Raw genomic sequence first — 22,687 nt, forward strand, 5'->3', positions numbered from 1 at the left:
GAACGATTCACGCGTGAATTTTACCGCGACAACATTCGCTTGCTTTCCTCGACTCATAACCTGTGCGCCGCTATAATGTCGCGTCTTATTTTTCCGGAATGGTTTCGGGACGCTTCTGACATCTGGGATACTCGGTTCTGTATAATGCGGCCGCCCCGGTTCTTAGAAAATGTTTTCAGAGTTCGCATCATTCCTGCAAGGGTATGGTGCTGCTTCGTTGGCAGCTTCTGGAGTTGACCGAGCACTGTGATTTTTTTGAGGTAACAAGATGCAAGTTTCTGTTGAAACCACTCAAGGCCTTGGCCGCCGTGTAACAATTACTGTTGCTGCTGACAGCATTGAGAAAGCAGTAAAAAGCGAATTAGTGAAAGCCGCTAAAAATGTTCGTATCGACGGGTTCCGTAAAGGCCATGTGCCGATGAACATCGTTGAACAACGTTACGGTGCCTCTGTTCGCCAGGATGTTCTGGGTGACCTGATGCAACGTAATTTTGTTGATGCGATCATTAAAGAAAAAATTAACCCAGCTGGTGCACCAAACTATGTGCCGGGTGAATACAAGCAGGGTGAAGATTTTACCTATACTGTTGAGTTTGAAGTGTACCCAGACGTTGAACTGAAAGATCTGGAAAGCATCGAAGTAGAAAAGCCAGTTGTTGAAGTAAACGACGCTGACGTTGATACCATGCTGGAAACTCTGCGCAAGCAACAAGCGACCTGGAAAGAAACTGACGCCGCAGCGACTGCTGAAGATCGCGCAACTATTGATTTCAGCGGTTCTATCGACGGTGAAGAGTTTGAAGGTGGTAAAGCGTCTGATTTCGTTCTGGCGATGGGTCAGGGTCGTATGATCCCAGGCTTCGAAGACGGTGTTATCGGCCATAAAGCCGGTGAAGAATTCACCATCGACGTAAACTTCCCAGAAGATTATCACGCAGAAAACCTGAAAGGTAAATCAGCGAAATTCGACATCGTGTTGAAGAAAGTTGAAGTGCGTGAGCTGCCAGAACTGACTGAAGAATTCATCAAGCGTTTCGGCGTTGCTGATGGTTCATTAGCGGGTCTGCGTGCTGAAGTGCGCAAAAACATGGAACGTGAGCTGAAAGGCGCGGTACGTAACCGTGTTAAAACTCAGGCAATCGACGGTCTGGTTAGCGCTAACGAAATCGACGTTCCAGCAGCACTGGTTGACAGCGAAATCGACGTATTGCGTCGTCAGGCTGCACAGCGTTTCGGTGGTAACGAGAAACAAGCTGCTGAGCTGCCACGTGAACTGTTTGAAGAACAAGCTAAACGTCGTGTTGTTGTTGGTTTGTTGCTGGGCGAAGTTATCAGCCAGCACGAGCTGAAAGCTGATGAAGATCGCGTTAAAGTGCTGATCGAAGAAATGGCTTCTGCTTACGAAGATCCACAAGAAGTTATTGAATTCTACAGCAAAAACAAAGAGCTGATGAACAATATGCGCAATGTTGCTCTGGAAGAACAGGCGGTAGAAACTCTACTGTCTAAAGCCAAAGTAACTGAAAAACCAACGACCTTCAGTGAGCTGATGAATCAGACCACTGCTGCGTAATGTTTTTTAGCGCATCAAACTGGATATAATCTATCCGGTGTTGTGATTGATTGAGCCCGTCGCCTTTGGCTGCGGGCTTTTTCTTTTAGTCACAATAATGCTTCAATAGTATGATTAATCTGGCATGTTTCACCGTAATCTGCGCTATATTTGAAACGTGAAATAAAGTACTTAACAGAGAAACAGCCCATTGAGCGTCGGGGTTACGGTAGGGGTGATGGGGGCGCGTCAGGCGAAAAAATGTCTGTGGGGCTTGAAAAATAATATTAATCCCCCAATTTACCTAACAGACGTTCATATAACATGTTGATGAAACACGGGCTGATTACTCGCGTAATGTGTCTGGATAACCAGATTGTTTGAACCCGGTGGTTTGAACGCGACCTTGATGCATGAACATAGTCATCATTACTTATCTCAAGTAGAATCGGTTATGAATGGCGCCAAAGTAAATTCTATTAGGAGACGGTAATGTCATACAGTGGCGAACGAGATCAATTTGCACCTAACATGGCTCTGGTGCCAATGGTGGTTGAGCAGACTTCACGTGGGGAGCGTTCTTACGATATCTTCTCCCGTCTGTTAAAAGAGCGCATCATTTTCCTGACCGGTCAGGTTGAAGACCATATGGCAAACTTGATCACGGCACAGATGCTATTTTTGGAAGCTGAAAATCCAGAAAAAGACATTTTCCTGTATATTAACTCACCAGGTGGGGTGATTACTGCCGGAATGTCAATTTATGACACCATGCAATTCATTAAGCCTGATGTCAGCACTATCTGTATGGGCCAGGCATGCTCAATGGGTGCGTTCCTGTTGACTGCGGGTGCTAAGGGTAAACGTTTCTGTTTGCCGAATTCACGGGTCATGATTCACCAACCGCTGGGCGGTTTCCAGGGGCAGGCGACAGATATTGAAATTCATGCCAGAGAGATTTTAAAAGTAAAATCGCGCATGAATGAACTGATGGCAAAACACACGGGTAAATCTCTTGAAGAAATAGAGAGAGACACTGAGCGTGACCGTTTCTTGTCAGCCGAAGAGGCTGTAGGATACGGATTAGTTGATGCCGTGTTGACTAGACGTGTCTAACGACTTATTTCTGTGAGCCGATATACTATAGTGTATGTAAATAGAACAGATCGTGGAGTAGAACAAGTTAAACTGTGTATTGTTCGTACACTCCCCATGATATCGGCAGCCCGTTGAAGGCTAATGTGGCGTCCAGAAATACCGAGAATAGTCTCCCTACCACCATTTTTTGGGTGTGGTAGATACTGAAAAAGAGGTTTACTGATGACAGATAAGCGCAAAGACGGTTCTGGAAAGCTGCTGTATTGCTCTTTCTGCGGCAAAAGCCAGCATGAAGTGCGTAAGCTAATTGCCGGGCCGTCAGTGTATATCTGCGATGAATGTGTCGATTTGTGTAACGACATTATTCGCGAAGAGATCAAAGAAGTCGCCCCACATCGGGAGCGCAGTTCGCTGCCTACGCCGCATGAAATCCGCCACCACCTGGATGATTATGTCATCGGGCAGGAACCGGCGAAAAAAGTGTTGGCCGTTGCGGTATACAATCACTACAAGCGGTTGCGTAATGCGGATACCAGTAATGGTATCGAGCTGGGTAAAAGTAATATTTTGCTGATTGGTCCGACGGGTAGCGGTAAAACGCTGTTGGCGGAAACATTGGCCCGCTTTTTGGATGTGCCGTTTACTATGGCAGATGCAACCACGCTAACTGAAGCCGGTTACGTGGGCGAAGATGTTGAAAACATCATTCAGAAGCTACTGCAGAAATGTGATTACGACGTTCAGAAAGCGCAACGTGGTATCGTCTATATCGATGAAATTGATAAGATTTCACGTAAGTCTGATAACCCGTCGATCACCCGTGATGTCTCAGGCGAAGGTGTGCAGCAGGCCCTGTTAAAATTGATCGAAGGGACTATTGCTGCGGTGCCGCCACAAGGGGGTCGTAAGCATCCACAGCAGGAGTTTTTACAGGTTGATACCTCTAAAATTCTGTTTATCTGTGGTGGTGCTTTTGCGGGGCTGGACAAAGTTATCGGGCAGCGGATTAACACCGGAACGGGTATCGGTTTCGGCGCGACGGTAAAAGGCAAGTCAGAGAAGGCAACAGAAGGCGAATTATTGAGCCAGGCTGAGCCGGAAGACTTGATTAAATTCGGTTTAATCCCTGAATTTATCGGCCGCTTGCCAGTAGTTGCAACCTTGAGTGAATTGAGCGAAGACGCATTGATTCAGATCCTGAAAGAACCGAAGAACGCACTGACTAAACAGTATCAGGCGTTGTTCAACCTTGAAGGTGTGGAACTTGAGTTCCGTGATGAGGCGTTGACGGCTATTGCCAAAAAAGCAATGGCACGTAAAACAGGTGCTCGTGGTCTGCGTTCTATCGTAGAAGGCGCATTGCTGGATACCATGTACGATTTACCGTCAATGGACAGTGTGGAGAAAGTGGTTGTAGATGAGTCAGTTATCGCTGGTCAATCTGCTCCAATGCTGATTTATGGTCAACCTGAAGCTCAGGCTTCTGGCGAATAATTAGCCAATTAATCCAGATGGTTAGTATGACAATGGGGGATTTTATCCCCCATTTCTTTTTCCTCGCATTGTAATCGTTGAATGTAAGACATTCGTCCCCATATACTCAATTACATATTCAGTGAAACTCGTGATGACTCGTGTTTCACGAGATTCCCAGTAATCTGACGGAAGCTAAACTAAGAGAGAGCTCTATGAACCCTGAGCGTTCCGAACGCATAGAAATCCCTGTATTGCCTCTGCGCGATGTAGTGGTTTATCCGCATATGGTGATCCCACTGTTTGTTGGCCGGGAAAAGTCGATTCGGTGCCTGGAAGCTGCAATGGACCATGATAAAAAAATCATGCTGGTTGCGCAGAAAGAAGCCTCGACGGATGAGCCTGGTATCAATGATCTGTTTTCAGTAGGTACTGTAGCTTCGATTTTGCAAATGCTGAAATTGCCTGATGGCACGGTCAAAGTGCTGGTTGAAGGATTACAGCGTGCGCGTATTACCACGCTTTCTGACAGCGGCGAACATTTTGCTGCTCAGGCGGAATACCTCGAATCGCCAGTGATGGACGATCGTGAGCAGGAAGTTTTGGTGCGCACGGCGATTAATCAGTTTGAAGGTTATATCAAACTGAACAAAAAAATCCCGCCGGAAGTGCTGGCATCATTGCATAGCATTGATGATGCGGCACGTCTTGCTGATACTATCGCGGCACATATGCCGTTGAAGTTAAATGATAAACAAGCTGTTCTGGAAATGTTCGATATCACCGAACGTCTGGAATATCTGATGGCGATGATGGAATCAGAAATTGATCTGTTACAGGTCGAAAAACGGATCCGTAATCGCGTCAAAAAGCAGATGGAAAAGAGCCAGCGTGAGTACTATCTGAACGAGCAAATGAAAGCCATTCAGAAAGAACTGGGCGAGATGGACGATACGCCAGATGAGTATGAAGCACTAAAGCGTAAAATCGAAGCGGCCAAAATGCCGAAAGATGCGCGCGAAAAAACGGAAGCCGAGCTACAAAAACTGAAAATGATGTCACCCATGTCAGCGGAAGCTACAGTGGTACGTGGTTACATCGATTGGATGTTGCAGGTTCCGTGGCACAGCCGCAGTAAAGTTAAAAAAGATCTGGTAAAGGCGCAGGAAGTTCTGGATACCGACCACTACGGCTTGGAACGCGTCAAAGATCGTATTTTAGAATATCTCGCAGTACAGAGCCGGGTTAGCAAAATTAAAGGGCCAATCCTGTGTCTGGTTGGGCCTCCAGGGGTAGGTAAAACCTCGCTGGGGCAATCTATTGCTCGTGCGACAGGCCGCCAGTATGTGCGTATGGCGTTGGGTGGGGTACGTGACGAAGCCGAAATTCGCGGTCACCGCCGTACCTATATCGGTTCTATGCCGGGTAAATTGATCCAGAAGATGGCGAAGGTTGGGGTGAAAAACCCGCTATTCCTGTTGGATGAGATCGATAAAATGGCATCGGATATGCGGGGTGACCCTGCCTCGGCATTGCTAGAGGTGTTAGATCCGGAACAAAACGTTGCCTTTAACGATCACTACCTGGAAGTGGATTACGATCTGTCAGATGTGATGTTTGTTGCCACCTCTAACTCCATGAATATTCCGGCACCTTTGTTGGACCGTATGGAAGTGATTCGCCTGTCTGGTTATACCGAAGATGAGAAACTCAATATTGCCAAGCAGCATCTGTTGCCAAAACAGTTTGAGCGCAACGCCATTAAGAAGGGCGAGCTAACCATCGATGACAGTGCCATCATGAGCATTATTCGTTATTACACCCGTGAGGCTGGGGTGCGTAGTCTGGAGCGTGAAATCTCCAAACTGTGCCGTAAGGCAGTAAAAAATCTGCTGATGGATAAAACGGTTAAGCACATTGAAATCACCGGTGACAACCTGAAAGACTTCCTGGGGGTGCAGAAGGTCGATTATGGCCGTGCTGATACTGAAAACCGAGTAGGTCAGGTAACGGGGCTGGCATGGACCGAAGTGGGTGGTGATTTGCTGACCATCGAGACTGCTTGTGTGCCGGGCAAGGGTAAGCTGACTTACACCGGCTCATTGGGTGAAGTGATGCAAGAGTCTATCCAGGCTGCATTGACCGTGGTGCGTGCGCGTGCGGATAAATTAGGCATTAATCCTGATTTCTACGAAAAACGCGACATTCATGTGCATGTGCCTGAAGGTGCGACGCCGAAAGATGGTCCGAGCGCAGGTATTGCCATGTGTACGGCGTTGGTTTCTTGCCTGACAGGTAACCCGGTGCGGGCGGATGTTGCAATGACAGGTGAAATCACCTTGCGTGGTTTAGTATTGCCAATTGGTGGTTTGAAAGAGAAATTGTTGGCCGCGCATCGTGGTGGGATCAAAATTGTGCTAATTCCAGAAGATAACAAACGTGATTTGGAAGAGATTCCGGACAATGTTATCGCTGATCTGGAAATTCATCCGGTTAAGCTAATTGATGATGTTTTAGCCATTGCTTTGCAAAATCCCGTCTTTGGGGCACAGCCGGTAGCGTCAAAATAGTGACGGATCGCAAGAAGTATTGATAAAATTGATGCTGGTAAGTGAAATGCTACTTGCCAGCTATTTTTTGTGCCGCTAAGTTAGTTCGGTTGTTCGACAAAAGTTTAAGCCTTTGGGCTGCTTGCCAAGGTCGAACAGGATTGATATAACAGCTGCGCTGTCGTGTTGTCCGTAGGGATTTTCGGCGCGACAATAGAATTCTAAAGGGGATGAAAGAGTGAATAAGTCACAACTGATCGACAAAATTGCCGCAGGTGCTGATATTTCTAAAGCGGCCGCTGGGCGCGCATTAGATGCAATTATTGCTTCTGTTACTGAATCTTTGAAAGAAGGGGATGACGTAGCTCTGGTTGGTTTTGGTACTTTTGCAGTACGTGAGCGTTCTGCACGTACTGGCCGTAACCCTCAGACAGGCAAAGAAATCAGTATTCCAGCCGCTAAAGTACCAGGCTTCCGTGCCGGTAAAGGCTTGAAAGACGCTGTAAACTGATTATTGAGTCAATTCTCACCTGTAAAGTCATCGACGTTGCAGTCAGGCAGTAAGCCAACACTTCTGCAACCTTAAGTACCAAAGGTATATATTGTTTGTGTTAAACAATAACCTGACGCAGTTGAGCTGGTAAGGTAAGATACAAGGCGCATCGTTAATGATGCGCTTTTTTTTCGCGCAGCAGCACGAAGGGCTGTCGCAAGGAATGCTGGGTTTATTTAGACCTGCGCAACAGTTTTAATCCATATTACAGCGGAGTATTGTCACATTATGATGGACAATTTACGCGCGGCTGCTAATAACGTCGTGCTCAAAATCATTCTGGCCTTGATCATGTTGTCCTTCATCCTGACTGGTGTTGGCAGCTATCTGATTGGCGGTTCCAACGACTTTGCAGCCAAAGTTAATGGCCAAGAGATTAGTCGTGCTCAGTTAGAACAGGCTGTACAGAGTGAACGTGGCCGCTTGCAACAGCAATTAGGTGAACAGTTCTCCGCACTGGCTGGCAATGAAGGCTACATGCTGCAATTGCGTCAGCAAGTACTTGGGCAGTTGGTCAACAATATGCTGCTTGACCAATACGCCAAAAAACTGGGCCTGACTGCCAGCGATGAACAAGTTAGAGATGCCATCCGCCAGGCACCTTATTTCCAGACCGATGGTAAGTTTGATAACAACAAATATCTCGAACTGGTTAACCGGATGGGATACACCCCAGATCAATTCGCGCAATCACAGCGTCAGCAGCTTATTAATCAACAATTGCTACAAGCCTTTGGTGATACAGGCTTCGTGCTGCCTATAGAAGCACAGGCTATGTCAGAGCTGATTTTGCAGCAACGTGAAGTCCGTCTGGCAACTCTGGATCTCAAAGCACTCCAGGCTCCGCAGAAAGTGACGGATGAAGAACTGCAAGCCTACTACGACCAGAACAAGAATAGCTTCATTGCACCAGAACAGATGAAAGTCAGTTTCATTGCGATGGATGCTGCCGCGATGCAGGACAAAATCACGGTCACTGAAGAGGATATCGCGGCATACTATGAACTGCATAAAAGCAGCTATACCCAGCCTGAACGCCGTAACTACAGTGTTATTCAGTTCAAGACGGAAGCTGAAGCTAAGTCTGCTTTGGATGAGTTGAAAAAAGGTGCTGATTTTGCCGCTGTAGCAAAAGAGAAATCTACCGATATTATTTCTCGCAAAAATGGTGGTGAACTGGGTTGGTTGGAACCAGAAACCACGGCTGATGAATTGAAACAAGCCAATCTAAGTGAGAAAGGCCAGCTATCTGACGTGGTTAAATCCTCAGTGGGTTACTTGATTGTCCGTTTAAACGATATCAAGCCAGAACAGGTTAAACCGCTGTCAGAAGTGCATGATGCATTAGCGAAACAGGTTAAACAGGAAAAAGCCGTTGACGCTTATTACGCGTTACAGCAAAAGGTCAGTGAAGCAGCCACCAGTGATAACGAATCTTTGGCTTCGGCAGAAGAAGTCGCAGGCGCTAAAGCTAAGCAAACTGGGTGGTTTACCCGTGATGCGGTGCCTGCTGAGGTTAACTTCAAACCGGTTATACAGGCTATCTTTGAAGGTCGCCTGGTCGGTGAGAATGGCGCACCTGGCAGCAATTCAGATGTCATCACTGTTGACGGTGACCGTGCTTTTGTTATCCGTATTGACGGCCACAAACCAGAAGGTGTCGAGCCATTTGATCACGTCCGTGATCAGGTAGCTGAACTGGTGAAACGTCAGAAAGCAGAGCAACAGGCTCGTGTTGATGGCGAGAAGCTCCTGACTGCACTGAAGCAAGGTAAAGGCGAAGAAGCGATGAAGGCCGCCGGTATCAGCTTTGGTGAGAAGAAAACCATGGCGCGGGCATCAGGTGACGATCAATTAGTACAGACAATCTTTGCTTTGCCTCATCCGCAGAAAGATCAGCCGGTTTATGGCTTATCTCAGGATCGTCAGGACAATATCGTATTGATCGAACTGTTGTCGGTAACTCCGGGTAAATTGCCGGAAGGCGAAATGAAGCCCTTTACGGCTAAAATGCTGGAAGGGTCTAGCGGCGTGACCTTTGATGCGCTGATGGCAAACCTGCGTAAACAGGCAACCATTAAGCTGGGTCCTGCGGAGCAACAACAACCGCAATAAGCCTCGCATTCATCTGCAACTCGATGTAACAACGAAAGGTCGCTTTGGCGGCCTTTCGCATATCTGAAATCTGCCCTTTGCGATAAATCGGAGGGTGCGGCAAGGTAGCCATGCTGTCAAACACAAGGAGGATACAGCATGAAATTCATAGGAAAATTATTGGTAATAACGGCATTGTTGGCAGGTTTTAATCTGCAACAGATAGCCAACGCAGCACCGGCAAGCCTTACCAACTCATCTCAGTCAGGCAAAGACACAGCAAAAGGCAATGTCACAACGCGTAGCCATCTGCAAGCAGGAAACTCGAAAGCAAAAGTGCCTGAGGCGAAAAGCGAGAGTGCTAACGCGGCTACCGCGGCCATTGCTGGCAATCCATCAAGCCAAATCAATATTAATAGTGCTGATGCAGAGCAATTGGCACAGTTTCTTAGTGGAATTGGTAGAAAGAAAGCAGAGGCAATTGTTAATTATCGCGAACAATTCGGCCCCTTTACTGATGCAGAACAGTTGCTTGAAGTTCCTGGTATTGGTCCGTCGTTCTTAGAGAGAAACAATGCCAGGCTGAAAATGTAACGTTAGGCTAGATGAGTAACTATCGTGGTCAGGCAGGTACCGATAAGTGTTTGTCTGGCTATTTTTACCGCATGTTTTCACAACACCTGTTCACCATAAATAATGCCCATAACTCCATAGGATAAGCCGCCACTGTCAGGTAAAACTGTGACGTTGATCCAAATTATATTGTAAGCATGCTATGAAGATTTCTTCCTCTGCTAACCTTTGTTTTAAGGTCATACCAGTGGTATGGGTCACTCTATCATTACTATTCACTGTCTGGAGACGTTCGTCGTCATGCATACTTATATTAAAGTCCGGGGTTTCCATATTGATGTTTTTCAACATGTTAATAACGCCCGTTACTTAGAGTTTCTCGAAGAAGCGCGCTGGGAATGGCTTGATGGAGAGCCTGCGGCACAATGGATGGCTGAAAAGAAAATCGCTTTTATCGTGGTTAATATCAACATTAACTATCGTCGACCCGCAGTGCTGGGTGACCGGTTACGAATCGATAGCCAGCTATTAAAGCTAAACGCTAAAAGTGGCGTGATGAAGCAAACGATCACGCTGGAACCTGAGTCTATTCCGGTGGCCGATGCAGAATTGACGTTTGCTTGTATTGATTTGCGTAGTCAGAGGGCATTGCCTCTCGAGGGAGAACTGCGCGAAAAACTGGAAGAATTTGTTAATCGAGGTATCTCAGGCTAAGCCAACAACTATTACTGAGGAGCATCTATCTCTCGGTAATATAAGAATACGAGGAGTAGTGGGGGGCCTCGCTCTGATGAGCGAGGTGAATATTAGGGGACGGTTTTAGTTGGCCATCACAGTCGTTATTTAGCCATGATAGCCAGTAAATCCTGATAGCCATCAGCGCAGAAAATCAATCAAACCAGTCCGGTTTTTTGTTTCAAGCTCAGTAACACGTCGGGTTTATTAGCAAGATAGAGCCCCAGCCCTTTGGCGCGTAAATGGCAGGCGGCACATTGGCCACAGCCATCACCTTGAATACCGTTGTAACAAGTTAGCGTACCCTGGCGGACGAGATCCAGTTGCTGATAATAATCAGCCAGTGCCCATGTTTCTGCTTTATCCAGCCACATCAATGGCGTGATAAAAGCAATATCTCGGCCAATACCTAAATCGATGGCATGGTTGAGTGCCTTGACGAACTCATCCCGGCAGTCAGGATACCCAGAGAAGTCGGTCTCGCAGACACCAGTGATAACCGCCTGAGCTTGCACCTGATAAGCATAAATTGCGGCTAAGGTCAGGAATAAGATATTGCGGCCTGGGACAAAGGTGCTGGGAACCGTATCCGCATCTTCTTCACTATCAGTAGGAACGGGAATACTGTCGCGGGTTAGACTGCTGACGGCTAACTCATTAAGCATACCAACATCCAGTACTTTATGGGCTTTAGCGCCAAGTCGTGTGGCAAGCTCACGAGCAACGTCTATTTCTGCCCGGTGGCGTTGCCCATAATCGAATGTGATGCAATGGACTTCATCATATTGCTGTAATGCTTGGATTAAACAAGTAGTGGAATCTTGTCCACCACTAAAGACAACTACGGCGCGCTTCATATTGTGGCCTCGTACGGTAGTGGGTTTGGCAGGGGAAATCCCACGGCAAAATTAATAACTGACAGTATGTTACTCAGTTCGCATTCTAAAGGGTAGTTACCCGTACTTTGCTATCAGGTTATGGCTGGTGGCAGCCATGCCTGGCTGAAATCAAACCAGCCATATGCGGTTAGAGTAACGCCGTTAATCCGTGGGGGAGCATTGACCTGATATTGGTAATTGAACAGCGGCAGAATCAGCCCTGAGAGCATCAGGTCATTATAATATTCTTGTAATTGGCGAAAACGTTCTGGAGCCGGTTCAATTTGTTGAATATGAATCAGTGTTTTTTGCTGCTGTTCTAACTGCTTAGGGGAGAGAATACCACGCCACAGTGGGTCAAGCCGGAGCCAACTTTCCATAGTCGCTTCGGGTGATTCACCGACTAAATGGTCTGCTAATAATAAATCGGCCTCTTGAATTTGATGAGTGTCTTTCCACTGCTTATCGTGGCTGGCACGAGTTTCTAATATGCAGCCATGAGCCGCTAATACCGTTTTTAGTTGTTCGGCAACACTTTCAAGCTCCATTGGCGGTTGATAGACCAATATCAGGTGGGCAGGCAGTGGCGGGTTTTCATCCGATGTGAACTGCGGGATAGGCCAGCCGGGCAGCATTTCATGGCTGGGCGTTATCACGCCACGCCGAATTGACAGTTCTTCTAATATGCCGGAGGTTTGTACTAACATCAGTAACTTGGCTATTTGCTGGGGAGTCATGTTGTTGAGGTGCTGATTAATGGCCAGATAACAAAATCCGAGGCTCATACTGCGTTGGACAGGGCGGGCTAAAGGGACATCTTCTTCCTGACCGAGGGTAATACGCACCGGATGTTGGCAACTACCGGCTGCTGATTGTGCCACCAGGCTCGGAGTTATCCAGTATTCAATGAGTTCCAGATACGGATGCTGTAAATGGTAAAACTCATGTTGCTCCAGCCGGACAAGATGCGGGTCGAAGGTCGCCAACTTAAACGGGCCTGCGCCTAACAGTGGATAGTCCGGATGAAACAGTCGGCACGGTAAATCCGCCAATCGATGCGCTAACCAGTAATCAGGCTGAGAAAGGGTGAATTGCAGGCATAAGGCATGGGGGAGGGTGATGGCCGAAATAGAGGTAAAGCTAGCCTGGCTGCGTGGATTTGCCCGCAATAGCGCTAACGTTTGCAGCAATTGTTCGCTGCGGATGTGCTCCCCATTATGCCAGCGCAATTGGCTACGTAAGAAGAATTGCCAGGTTAGACCATCGTCACTGACCTGCCAGTGATGCGCCAAATCGGGCTTAGGCAGTGGATCACCGGTGTTAAATCGAGTCAGACCAGCGTGCAATGTATAAATTAGGTGCTGCTCAGCCCGCCCAGTGGCGGTGAGTGGATTTAACGGTTCAAGCTCGCGGTAATAAGGAATTCGCAATATTGGGCTGTCTGCTTGCCATTGTCCCCCCATATGAGGGTTCAGTAACGCTTGTAGGCGTTCTGGCTCCAGTTGAGCTAATGTGAGTGCTACCTGATGATTTCCTTGCTCGAGGAATACCTGTAGGTAGGTTGCCCGCAGTGCATCCGGGTTTTTCAAGCATTGCAGTTGTGCCCGCTTTCCTCGGCCAACTTGTGAATGCCAACTGAGCCAGTCATTCGCCTGTAGCTGCTGAATCAGGGTGCGGGCATGGCGTTCACTGCAAAATAGCAAACCTGCCAGTTCACTCACCGTGGTAGCAACGGGTTGATCCCCGAATTTCTGATACAAACGCTGATATTGGGTTAGCCGGTGAATAATGCGCATAATTAAATCCGGAACAGTTTAAAATATTTGTTCACTATTAGTTCCGTAAATAGTACGCCATAATTTTATTCATACCACCAGTTTCACTCTCTATGAGGTTTTAAATGTACCGTTTAGCCGCTTTTGATATGGATGGAACCTTACTGATGCGCGACCATAAAATGGGTGGCACTACCTTGAATGCTTTGCATCAGTTAGTGGAAAACGGGGTGATCCTCACCTTTGCCACCGGTCGGCATTATATTGATATGAAGGGGATTTTATCTCATTCAGGTATTAATGGTTATTTGATCACTGGCAATGGTACTCGGGTCTATGACGTCGAAGGGGAGCCATTACAGAGTATGGATTTACCCGCAGAACTGGTGGAGTTTGCGATGCGTACCCCATGGGAAACTCATGCCAGTATCCATATATTCCGCGATAATGGCTGGTTTACTGACCGCAATGATTCAGCGCTGCTGACGGCACATAAAACCAGCGGTTTTCAATTCCAACTCACCGCGCTGGATACATTACCACTGACCGGCAATCACAAAATTTGCTTTATTGCACCACATCAGGAATTGGTCGCGCTTAAAACTCAGCTCGAACAGCAGATGGGCAGTGAGGCAGATTTTTGTTTCTCGGCTATTGAGTGCCTGGAGGTATTACCCCGTGGCTGCAACAAAGGGGCCGCTTTAGCGCGATTAAGCCATCACCTCGATTTAACCCTGGCAGATTGCATGGCATTTGGTGACGCAATGAATGATAAAGAGATGTTGTCGCAGGTGGGGCGCGGGTTAGTGATGGGAAATGCATTACCGCAATTGAAACAAGAGTTACCTCATTTACAGGTTATTGGGCGCTGCGAACAACAAGGTGTCGCCCACTATTTGCAACATTGGCTAAGTTCACCACACCTCACCTATTCCCCCGAATTCTGAGGTTCATACCCTTTGTTCTTGAGGCTGTAGCCGTGGTCGCGAGGTTCTCTCGCTGCGGCCTACGATTTTAATTGCTCTGGGTATAGCTATTAGCCAGCCGGATAACCATCCGGTTTTTTTCTTCCGCAAGGCAGTTTGTTAGCATGAATTGCTGATAAACTGCCTTTTGCTTTTGATGGTTTTTGGCTGCTAACTGAGACCTTATTCTTATTACAGATTTTTCAATTCATTGCTAAACGGTGTTAGGTCACCAATATTATTACTGACCCATTGGGCATCGTAATAGGTATCAAGATAGCGCTCACCGCTGTCACAGAGTAACGTCACGAGAGCACCAGTTTTACCCTGTTCTCGCATCTGTTTGGCCAATTGTAATGCTCCCCAGACGTTAGTACCGGTTGATGCGCCCACTTTGCGGCCCAGAATACTTTCCAGCCAATGGATAGTTGCAACACTGGCAGCATCAGGAACCCGTAACATGCTGTCGATCACTTCTGGGATAAATGAAGGTTCTGCCCGTGGGCGGCCTATCCCTTCAATGCGGCTACCACAACTGCCGGTTACCGTGCGGTCACGGTTGCAGAAACAGTCATAAAATACCGAGTTTTCCGGATCGACCACCATCAGTTGAGTATCATGCCCCTGATAGCGGATATATCGGCCCAAGGTTGCCGATGTGCCACCAGTACCTGCACTCATTACAATATAATCAGGTACCGGGAAGGGTTCACGAGCCATTTGACGGAAGATACTATCAGCAATGTTATTATTGCCTCGCCAGTCGGTAGCTCGCTCGGCATAAGTAAACTGATCCATATAGTGGCCATTCAGATCACGAGCCAGTTGCTCTGATACCGCATAAATTTGCCCAGTGCTTTCAACAAAATGGCAACTGCCGCCGTAGAACATGATTTGTTCAACTTTACGCCGAGCGGTACAACTGGGCATCACGGCGATAAATGGCAAGCCAATCAAGCGGGCAAAGTAGGCTTCAGATACCGCCGTGCTTCCTGAGGAAGCCTCGATTATGGTTGTTCCTTCCGTTATCCAACCATTGCATAAACCATAAAGAAACAATGAGCGCGCCAAACGGTGCTTCAAGCTACCGGTTGGATGAGTGCTCTCATCTTTTAAATAGAGATAAATGCCGGGAAAAGTGGGCAGATTTAAGCGGATCAGGTGGGTATCAGCGGAGCGCTGAAAATCAGCTTCTATTTCACTGATAGCATTCTTTACCCAAGTGTTGGTCATTTTATGGCCTGCGATGTAGGTAGTAAACTAATGATGACTAGATTAACGGTTATCAAAGAAAAAAACGTTGCCATTTTTCCTTCTTTATCGCCAAATAGTAGAAATTTATTCTCTGGTTTCTCGTTATGTTAGATAAAACTGACCGTAAACTCCTTTGTATGTTGCAAGAAGATTGCACCCAGTCACTACACGTGCTGGCCGAGGCCGTCAATTTGACCTCTACACCTTGCTGGAAACGCTTGAAACGCCTTGAGGATGAGGGATTTATCCGTGGACGAGTCGCATTGCTGGATAGCGAAAAGTTGGGATTAGGACTTACGGCATTTGTACTGATCAAAACACAGCAGCATAATAGTGTCTGGTATCAGGAGTTCGTCGAATTTACCAAGCAAATGCCTGAGGTGCTGGCATTCTATCGTATGGCTGGCGAATATGACTATCTGATGCAGGTAGAAGTTGCCGATATGAAAAGTTACGATAATTTTTACAAACGGATGGTTAATGGCGTTCCGGGGCTGATTGATGTGACATCAAGCTTTGCAATGGAAAAAATTAAATATACGACTATGTTGCCTGTTCCTGAGTGATTAATGGGATAAAAAACCATTTTAACGATGGTATTCTACTTTCTTGTCGCATTTAGCGAGAAAATACCGATGCTGTTCGGTGTCAGAGTATGGAATAAAACTTCGTGAGATTGTTTGCACAATTAGGCTGGTATTTCCGCCGAGAGTGGCGTCGTTATGTGGGCGCGGTGTTGCTGCTGATTATTATCGCTATCCTGCAATTATTGCCACCTAAGCTGGTCGGAGTGATTGTCGATGGCATCAGTACAAAACAGATGTCGACCGACATATTACTGGTATGGATTGGCGTGATGCTGGTGACGGCTATCGTGGTCTATCTGCTGCGTTATGTCTGGCGCATTTTATTATTTGGCGCTTCCTATCAATTGGCGGTGGAATTGCGTGCGAAATTTTATCGTCAACTCAGCCGTCAGGCTCCCGGATTCTATTTACGTCATCGTACTGGCGATTTAATGGCGCGCGCCACCAATGATGTCGATCGCGTGGTTTTTGCTGCAGGTGAGGGCGTGTTGACGTTGGTGGATTCGCTGGTGATGGGCTGCGCGGTTCTGATTGTGATGAGTACCCAAATCAGTTGGCAATTAACACTGTTGTCATTGTTACCCATGCCGGTGATGGCGGTAGTAATCAAATATTATGGTGACCAACTGCACCAGCGTTTTAAATCGGCTCAAGGAGCATTCTCGACACTGAATAATCAGGCGCAGGAAAGTCTGACTAGCATTCGCATGATTAAAGCCTTTGGCCTGGAAGAGAAGCAATCACAGCAGTTTGCGCAGGTAGCCGCAGAAGCCGGCGCGAAGAATATGTACGTCGCGCGCATTGATGCCCGTTTTGATCCAACAATTTATATTGCTATCGGGATCGCTAATTTATTGGCTATCGGCGGTGGTAGCTGGATGGTGGTTAACCACAGCATTACCTTGGGGCAATTAACCAGTTTTGTGATGTATCTGGGGCTGATGATTTGGCCGATGCTGGCATTGGCCTGGATGTTCAATATCGTTGAACGCGGCAGTGCAGCTTATAGTCGTATCCGCAGTTTGTTGGAAGAGGCTCCAGTGGTGGAAGACGGTGAGATCGAATTATCTAACGGGCGTGGCACGTTAGCGGTAAATATTCGCCATTTCACTTATCCGGGCAGTGAACAGCCCGCATTACATGATGTGGCACTGAAATTGGCTCCGGGGCAGATGCTGGGGTTATGTGGGCCGACAGGTTCTGGTAAGAGCACTTTGTTGGCACTCATTCAGAGGCAATTTGATATTGATGACGGCGCTATTTGTTATCAAGGGCATCCACTACCTGATATCCGTTTGCATGACTGGCGTGGTCGTTTATCGGTGGTCAGTCAGACACCGTTTCTGTTCTCTGATACGGTTGCCGGCAATATCGCGCTGGGTAAGCCTGATGCCACTCAGGCACAAATTGAGCAGGCAGCACGCTTAGCCAGTGTGCATGACGATATTTTACGCCTTCCGCAAGGTTATGACACCGAAGTGGGCGAGCGCGGAGTGATGCTGTCTGGTGGGCAGAAACAGCGAATTTCCATTGCCAGGGCACTGTTGTTGGATACTGAAATCCTGATCCTCGATGATGCACTGTCCGCAGTTGATGGCCAGACCGAGTACCAAATTTTAAAAAACCTACGTGAGTGGGGTGAACAGCGCACCGTGATTATCAGCGCGCATCGTCTTTCTGCTTTGACGGAAGCCAGCGAGATTCTGGTGATGCAGCACGGCGGTGTGATGCAGCGTGGTGCGCATAATGTATTGGTGAATCAGTCTGGGTGGTATCGGGAGATGTACCGTTATCAGCAACTGGAGGCAGCATTAGATGATGGTGAGTCAGGGGTCAAAACCGATGAGTAAAGCTCAGCAACTTTGGCCGACACTCAAACGTTTGCTCTCTTATGGTTCTCCTTATCGTAAGCCATTAGGGCTGGCGGTGTTGATGTTGTGGATTGCGGCGGCTGCCGAAGTCAGCGGCCCGTTGTTGATAAGCTACTTCATTGACCATGTGGTCGCTAAAGGCACCTTGCCTCTCGGTTTGGTGAGTGGGTTGGCATTGGCATATCTGCTGCTGCAATTGTTGGCCGCCGCGTTGCACTATTTTCAAGCATTGCTGTTTAACCGTGCTGCTGTCGGTGTGGTGCAACGGTTACGTATTGAAGTGATGGATGCGGCTTTGCGCCAGCCTCTCAGTGCTTTTGATACCCAGCCGGTAGGGCAATTGATTTCCCGTGTTACCAATGACACTGAAGTCATCAAAGATTTGTATGTGATGGTGGTGTCGACGGTGCTGAAAAGTGCCGCGTTAATTGGTGCAATGCTGGTGGCAATGTTCAGTCTGGATTGGCGTATGGCGCTGATTTCGATTTGCATCTTCCCGGCAGTATTGGTGGTCATGGCTATTTTTCAGCGCTATAGCACACCGGTGGTTCGCCAGGTTCGGGCTTATCTTGCGGATATTAACGACGGTTTTAATGAAATCATCAATGGCATGGGCGTCATTCAGCAGTTTCGCCAGCAAGCGCGTTTTGGCGAACGCATGGAGTCTGCCAGCCGTGCTCATTATATGGCACGGATGCAAACTCTACGCTTAGAAGGTTTTCTATTGCGGCCGTTGCTGAGCTTATTTTCTGCCATGGTGTTATGTGGTTTGTTGTTGCTTTTCGGTTTTAGCCCTGAGGGTTCAGTGGGTGTCGGTGTGTTGTATGCGTTCATTAACTATCTGGGGCGGCTGAATGAGCCATTAATTGAGCTAACATCACAGCAATCAATTATGCAGCAGGCTGTGGTGGCCGGGGAGCGTATTTTCGATCTAATGGATCGTGCTCAGCAAGGCTATGGTAGCGATGACCGCCCACTCACCAGTGGCCGTATTCAGGTTGATAATGTCAGCTTTTCATACCGTAGCGATAAAATGGTGCTGCAAAACATTTCGCTTGATGTGCCTTCGCGCGGCTTTGTCGCCTTGGTGGGGCATACCGGTAGCGGTAAGAGTACGTTAGCTAACCTATTGATGGGTTACTATCCGGTGCAGCATGGGGAGATCCTACTTGATGGGCGGCCTTTGTCGGCGTTATCACATCAGACCTTGCGCCAGGGGGTTGCTATGGTGCAACAGGACCCCGTGGTATTAGCTGACTCATTTTTCGCTAATGTGACCTTGGGCCGTGATATCAGTGAACAGCAAGTGTGGGATGCATTGGAAACCGTGCAACTTGCGTCATTAGTGCGGGCTTTGCCTAATGGGTTGCACAGTTTGCTCGGGGAGCAGGGTAACACCTTGTCTGTTGGGCAAAAACAACTGTTGGCGATGGCACGAGTATTGGTGCAGGCACCGCAAATTCTGATTTTAGATGAAGCGACCGCCAATATTGACTCTGGCACTGAACAGGCCATTCAGCGGGCATTGCAGCTAATTCGGAAAAATACCACGCTGGTGGTGATTGCTCACCGTCTTTCGACCATTGTCGATGCCGATACTATATTGGTATTGCACCGTGGTATGGCAGTAGAACAAGGTAAGCATCAAGCGCTACTCGCGGCCCATGGGCGCTATTATCAAATGTACCAATTGCAACTGGTCAGTGAAGATTTAGCCGCCATTGATCAGGTGGAACCCGCTGTAAGTTAAGCGATAGTCTATGGGTATGGGGCCACGCGGCCCCTACTATTCTCCAAATTTCTTTCCGAACAGATCTCTTCTGTAGATAACACCCATCCCGCAGAGTGACCGCACCCTAATCTGGCATGGCAATAAGGTATTAATGCTGTTGTGCACTTGTGTGACGCGCATCGCACTAATTTGGTGCGGGAAAACCGTTCAACCTTATCGATTCAGCGATGCGACTTCTGGCTTGGGTCTCTCAATCGCCTTATGTTCGCCATTTTTACACTAAATCACCGCTATCATTATTTATGGCATAGCCTTTGCTTTATCTTGTGTGGCAGAGATGAATTCGACTTAATTCGAGAAGGGGCAAATATGAAGCTGGTTACCGTGGTTATCAAACCATTTAAGCTGGAGGATGTGCGTGAAGCCTTATCCTCTGTGGGTATTCAGGGGCTGACCGTGACCGAAGTGAAAGGATTTGGTCGCCAGAAAGGGCATGCAGAACTCTATCGGGGAGCTGAATACAGTGTCAATTTCTTACCCAAAGTGAAAATTGATATTGCGATTGCTGATGATCAATTGGATGAAGTGGTTGATGTGATCAGTAAGGCGGCCTATACCGGCAAAATTGGTGATGGCAAAATTTTCGTTGCTGAATTGCAACGTGTTATTCGCATCCGTACCGGCGAAACAGACGAAGCAGCACTGTAATTTGCGGGCTCAAATTTAGTGAATAGGGATGGGTTGACGATGAAAAAACTTTTATCCATGTTGGGCCTGAGTTCGGTAGCGATGCTGCCCTCTTTGGCAATGGCCGCCGTACCGGCTGTAGCTGACAAAGCTGATAATGCTTTTATGATGATTTGTACCGCCTTGGTACTGTTTATGACGGTACCCGGTATTGCCCTGTTCTACGGCGGCCTGCTGCGTTCCAAAAACGTATTATCGATGATGACTCAGGTCATGGTGACCTTTGCGCTGGTTTGCGTGTTGTGGATACTCTACGGTTATAGTCTGGCATTCGGTACCGGTAATGCGTTCTTCGGCGGTTTTGATATGGCGATGCTGAAAGGTATCGGCCTGACCAGCTTGAGTGGTACGTTTTACCAATATATTCATGTGGTGTTCCAAGCTTCATTCGCTTGTATCACCGTTGCTCTGGTGGTGGGTTCATTTGCCGAACGTATTCGTTTCTCTGCGGTATTAATTTTTGCTGTGCTGTGGTTCACCTTCTCCTACCTGCCAATGGCACACATGGTATGGGGAGGGGGTTTCCTGGCAATGGATGGCGCACTGGACTTTGCTGGTGGTACCGTGGTGCACATTAATGCTGCTATTGCCGGCTTGGTGGGCGCTTACTTGCTGGGCAAACGTGCTGGTTTTGGTAAAGAAGCATTCAAACCACACAATTTACCCATGGTATTTACCGGTACAGCCATTCTGTATATCGGCTGGTTTGGTTTCAATGCCGGTTCTGCCGGTGCCGCGAACGAAATTGCCGCACTTGCCTTCTTGAATACGGTGGTAGCAACTGCGGGAGCTATCCTTTCGTGGGTATTTGCTGAGTGGATTTTACGGGGTAAACCTTCCCTGTTGGGGGCGTGTTCTGGTTGTATTGCCGGGTTGGTTGCTATCACACCAGCGGCAGGGACAGTGGGGGTAGGCGGTGCATTAATTATCGGTCTGGTAGGGGGTGTTGCCGGTCTGTGGGGGGTGGTTCTGCTGAAAAAATGGTTGCGGGTTGATGATACCTGTGACGTGTTCGGTGTCCATGGGGTATGTGGGATTATCGGTTGTATCCTGACGGGGGTATTCACTTCGGCTTCACTGGGCGGTACCGGTTACGCTGCTGGTGTCACCATGGGTCATCAGGTTGGCGTGCAATTGTTCAGCGTCGGTGTGTGTTTGGTCTGGTCTGGTGTTGTTGCTTTTGTTGCCTTTAAAATTGCTGACTTGTTAGTGGGTCTGCGGGTACCAGAAGAACAAGAACGCGAAGGTCTGGATGTTAACAGCCACGGCGAGAATGCATACAATCAATAAGTTAACTCTAACAGTAAAATAAATTAATAATGATAGCAACGGGGGCGATGGCGACATCGCCCCTTGTATTTATTGTTATTTCTGATGTAAACGGATCACGCCTTCCTGCACTGTAGAGGCTACCAATACCCCTTCGCTATTGTAAATTTGCCCACGAACAAACCCCCGAGCTCCAGAGGCCGAAGTACTTTCTACGGCATACAGTAACCAATCATCTAAGCGGAATGGTCGATGGAACCACATGGAATGATCTATTGTAGCAATTTGCACATTCGGTTGAAGGAAGCCAACGCCGTGTGGTTGCAAGGCAGTTGGCAGGAAATTGAAGTCTGAAGCATAGCCGAGTAAATACTGATGTACCCGCAAATCATCCGGCATTTTGCCGTTGGCACGGAACCAGACATAACGATTTGGTGCTTCTACCGAACCTTGCAGCGGATTATGAAATTTCACCGGTCGCATTTCAATTGGCTGCTGACCAATAAACTTCTCACGTACTTTCTCGGGGATCAAATGGGCGAATTTGCGTGCAATTTCAGTTTCAGACATCAATCCTTCCGGCGGTGGTACGTCCGGCATGGTATTTTGGTGTTCAAACCCTTCTTCCTGACGTTGGAACGACGCAGTCATATAGAAGATGGGTTTACCATTTTGAATCGCACTGACCCGACGGGCACTGAAACTGTTGCCATCGCGTAAGGTTTCTACATCATAGATAATGGGTTTACTGCTGTCCCCAGGACGCAAAAAATAGCTGTGGAGTGAGTGAACTACCCGATCCGTGGGTACAGTTTGTTTGGCTGCATAGATAGCCTGACCGACGACCTGACCACCAAAGACCTGCCGCAAGCCCAGATCTTCACTTTGACCACGAAAAAGCCCTTCTTCAATTTTTTCTAAATCGAGTAGTTCAAGTAGTTTTTCTAATGCCTGACTCATGTTGTGGCCCCTGATGGTTGAG

The 22,687-nt window shown here is 47.7% G+C and carries 18 protein-coding genes; 14 read left to right on the forward strand and 4 right to left on the reverse strand.

Annotated elements, in window-relative coordinates; genetic code table 11:
* Positions 1–268 precede the first annotated feature (268 nt).
* From tig to AEP37_RS02375, 8 genes are all read left to right on the forward strand, one after another.
* Complete coding sequence (tig, locus tag AEP37_RS02340; protein ID WP_049609249.1) at positions 269–1,573, forward strand: trigger factor; 1,305 nt, start codon at positions 269–271, stop codon at positions 1,571–1,573.
* Positions 1,574–2,044: 471 nt separating this feature from the next.
* Positions 2,045–2,668 carry an ATP-dependent Clp endopeptidase proteolytic subunit ClpP gene (clpP, locus tag AEP37_RS02345; protein WP_049609252.1) on the forward strand — a complete coding sequence of 208 codons (624 nt, stop codon included), beginning with the start codon at positions 2,045–2,047 and terminating at the stop codon, positions 2,666–2,668.
* Positions 2,669–2,872: 204 nt separating this feature from the next.
* Entirely contained in the window at positions 2,873–4,144 is a 1,272-nt protein-coding gene (gene clpX, locus AEP37_RS02350) for an ATP-dependent protease ATP-binding subunit ClpX (protein ID WP_049609255.1), read from the forward strand.
* Positions 4,145–4,338: 194 nt separating this feature from the next.
* Positions 4,339–6,693 carry an endopeptidase La gene (lon, locus tag AEP37_RS02355; RefSeq protein WP_049609258.1) on the forward strand — a complete coding sequence of 785 codons (2,355 nt, stop codon included), beginning with the start codon at positions 4,339–4,341 and terminating at the stop codon, positions 6,691–6,693.
* A 217-nt stretch (positions 6,694–6,910) separates the two neighbouring features.
* Entirely contained in the window at positions 6,911–7,183 is a 273-nt protein-coding gene (hupB, locus tag AEP37_RS02360; RefSeq protein WP_004392663.1) for a nucleoid-associated protein HU-beta, read from the forward strand.
* A gap of 270 nt (positions 7,184–7,453) precedes the next feature.
* Positions 7,454–9,340 (forward strand): peptidylprolyl isomerase, encoded by a 1,887-nt coding sequence (gene ppiD, locus AEP37_RS02365; protein WP_049609262.1) that lies wholly within the window; start codon positions 7,454–7,456, stop codon positions 9,338–9,340.
* 138 nt (positions 9,341–9,478) lie between these two features.
* The gene (locus AEP37_RS02370) at positions 9,479–9,913 is read left to right on the forward strand and encodes a ComEA family DNA-binding protein (protein WP_049609265.1); all 435 of its coding nucleotides are present in this window, start codon (positions 9,479–9,481) and stop codon (positions 9,911–9,913) included.
* Between the two features lie 279 nt (positions 9,914–10,192).
* Positions 10,193–10,606: an acyl-CoA thioesterase gene (locus tag AEP37_RS02375; RefSeq protein WP_049609268.1), complete on the forward strand. Its 414-nt coding sequence runs from the start codon at positions 10,193–10,195 to the stop codon at positions 10,604–10,606.
* Positions 10,607–10,785: 179 nt separating this feature from the next.
* Here AEP37_RS02375 and queC read toward each other — a convergent pair whose 3' ends face one another.
* Both queC and AEP37_RS02385 read right to left on the reverse strand, forming a co-directional pair.
* Entirely contained in the window at positions 10,786–11,484 is a 699-nt protein-coding gene (gene queC, locus AEP37_RS02380) for a 7-cyano-7-deazaguanine synthase QueC (RefSeq protein ID WP_049609271.1), read from the reverse strand.
* 113 nt (positions 11,485–11,597) lie between these two features.
* Positions 11,598–13,301 (reverse strand): SgrR family transcriptional regulator, encoded by a 1,704-nt coding sequence (locus tag AEP37_RS02385; protein ID WP_049609274.1) that lies wholly within the window; start codon positions 13,299–13,301, stop codon positions 11,598–11,600.
* 104 nt (positions 13,302–13,405) lie between these two features.
* Here AEP37_RS02385 and cof point away from each other — a divergent pair, with 104 nt between their 5' ends.
* Positions 13,406–14,227 carry an HMP-PP phosphatase gene (gene cof / locus AEP37_RS02390; protein ID WP_049609276.1) on the forward strand — a complete coding sequence of 274 codons (822 nt, stop codon included), beginning with the start codon at positions 13,406–13,408 and terminating at the stop codon, positions 14,225–14,227.
* A 210-nt stretch (positions 14,228–14,437) separates the two neighbouring features.
* Here the strand turns inward: cof and AEP37_RS02395 are convergent, their stop codons facing one another.
* The gene (locus AEP37_RS02395; RefSeq protein ID WP_049609279.1) at positions 14,438–15,478 is read right to left on the reverse strand and encodes a PLP-dependent cysteine synthase family protein; all 1,041 of its coding nucleotides are present in this window, start codon (positions 15,476–15,478) and stop codon (positions 14,438–14,440) included.
* A 125-nt stretch (positions 15,479–15,603) separates the two neighbouring features.
* Here AEP37_RS02395 and AEP37_RS02400 point away from each other — a divergent pair, with 125 nt between their 5' ends.
* The 5 genes from AEP37_RS02400 (at position 15,604) to amtB (ending at position 21,726) form a co-directional block, all read left to right on the forward strand.
* Positions 15,604–16,065 carry an Lrp/AsnC family transcriptional regulator gene (locus AEP37_RS02400; RefSeq protein WP_049609281.1) on the forward strand — a complete coding sequence of 154 codons (462 nt, stop codon included), beginning with the start codon at positions 15,604–15,606 and terminating at the stop codon, positions 16,063–16,065.
* 104 nt (positions 16,066–16,169) lie between these two features.
* On the forward strand, positions 16,170–17,936 hold the full coding sequence (locus AEP37_RS02405) for a SmdA family multidrug ABC transporter permease/ATP-binding protein (RefSeq protein WP_049609287.1): 1,767 nt from the start codon (positions 16,170–16,172) through the stop codon (positions 17,934–17,936).
* Positions 17,929–19,707 (forward strand): SmdB family multidrug efflux ABC transporter permease/ATP-binding protein, encoded by a 1,779-nt coding sequence (locus tag AEP37_RS02410; RefSeq protein WP_049609289.1) that lies wholly within the window; start codon positions 17,929–17,931, stop codon positions 19,705–19,707. Before AEP37_RS02405 ends, AEP37_RS02410 begins: the two co-directional genes overlap by 8 nt.
* Positions 19,708–20,058: 351 nt before the next feature.
* Positions 20,059–20,397: a P-II family nitrogen regulator gene (gene glnK / locus AEP37_RS02415; RefSeq protein ID WP_004949337.1), complete on the forward strand. Its 339-nt coding sequence runs from the start codon at positions 20,059–20,061 to the stop codon at positions 20,395–20,397.
* Positions 20,398–20,436: 39 nt separating this feature from the next.
* Complete coding sequence (gene amtB, locus AEP37_RS02420; protein WP_049609294.1) at positions 20,437–21,726, forward strand: ammonium transporter AmtB; 1,290 nt, start codon at positions 20,437–20,439, stop codon at positions 21,724–21,726.
* Positions 21,727–21,801: 75 nt separating this feature from the next.
* On the opposite strand, the gene tesB is transcribed toward amtB, so the two are convergent.
* On the reverse strand, positions 21,802–22,665 hold the full coding sequence (gene tesB / locus AEP37_RS02425) for an acyl-CoA thioesterase II (RefSeq protein ID WP_049609297.1): 864 nt from the start codon (positions 22,663–22,665) through the stop codon (positions 21,802–21,804).
* Positions 22,666–22,687: the final 22 nt, after the last annotated feature.

Source organism: Yersinia pekkanenii (assembly GCF_001152565.1).
GTDB lineage: Bacteria > Pseudomonadota > Gammaproteobacteria > Enterobacterales > Enterobacteriaceae > Yersinia > Yersinia pekkanenii.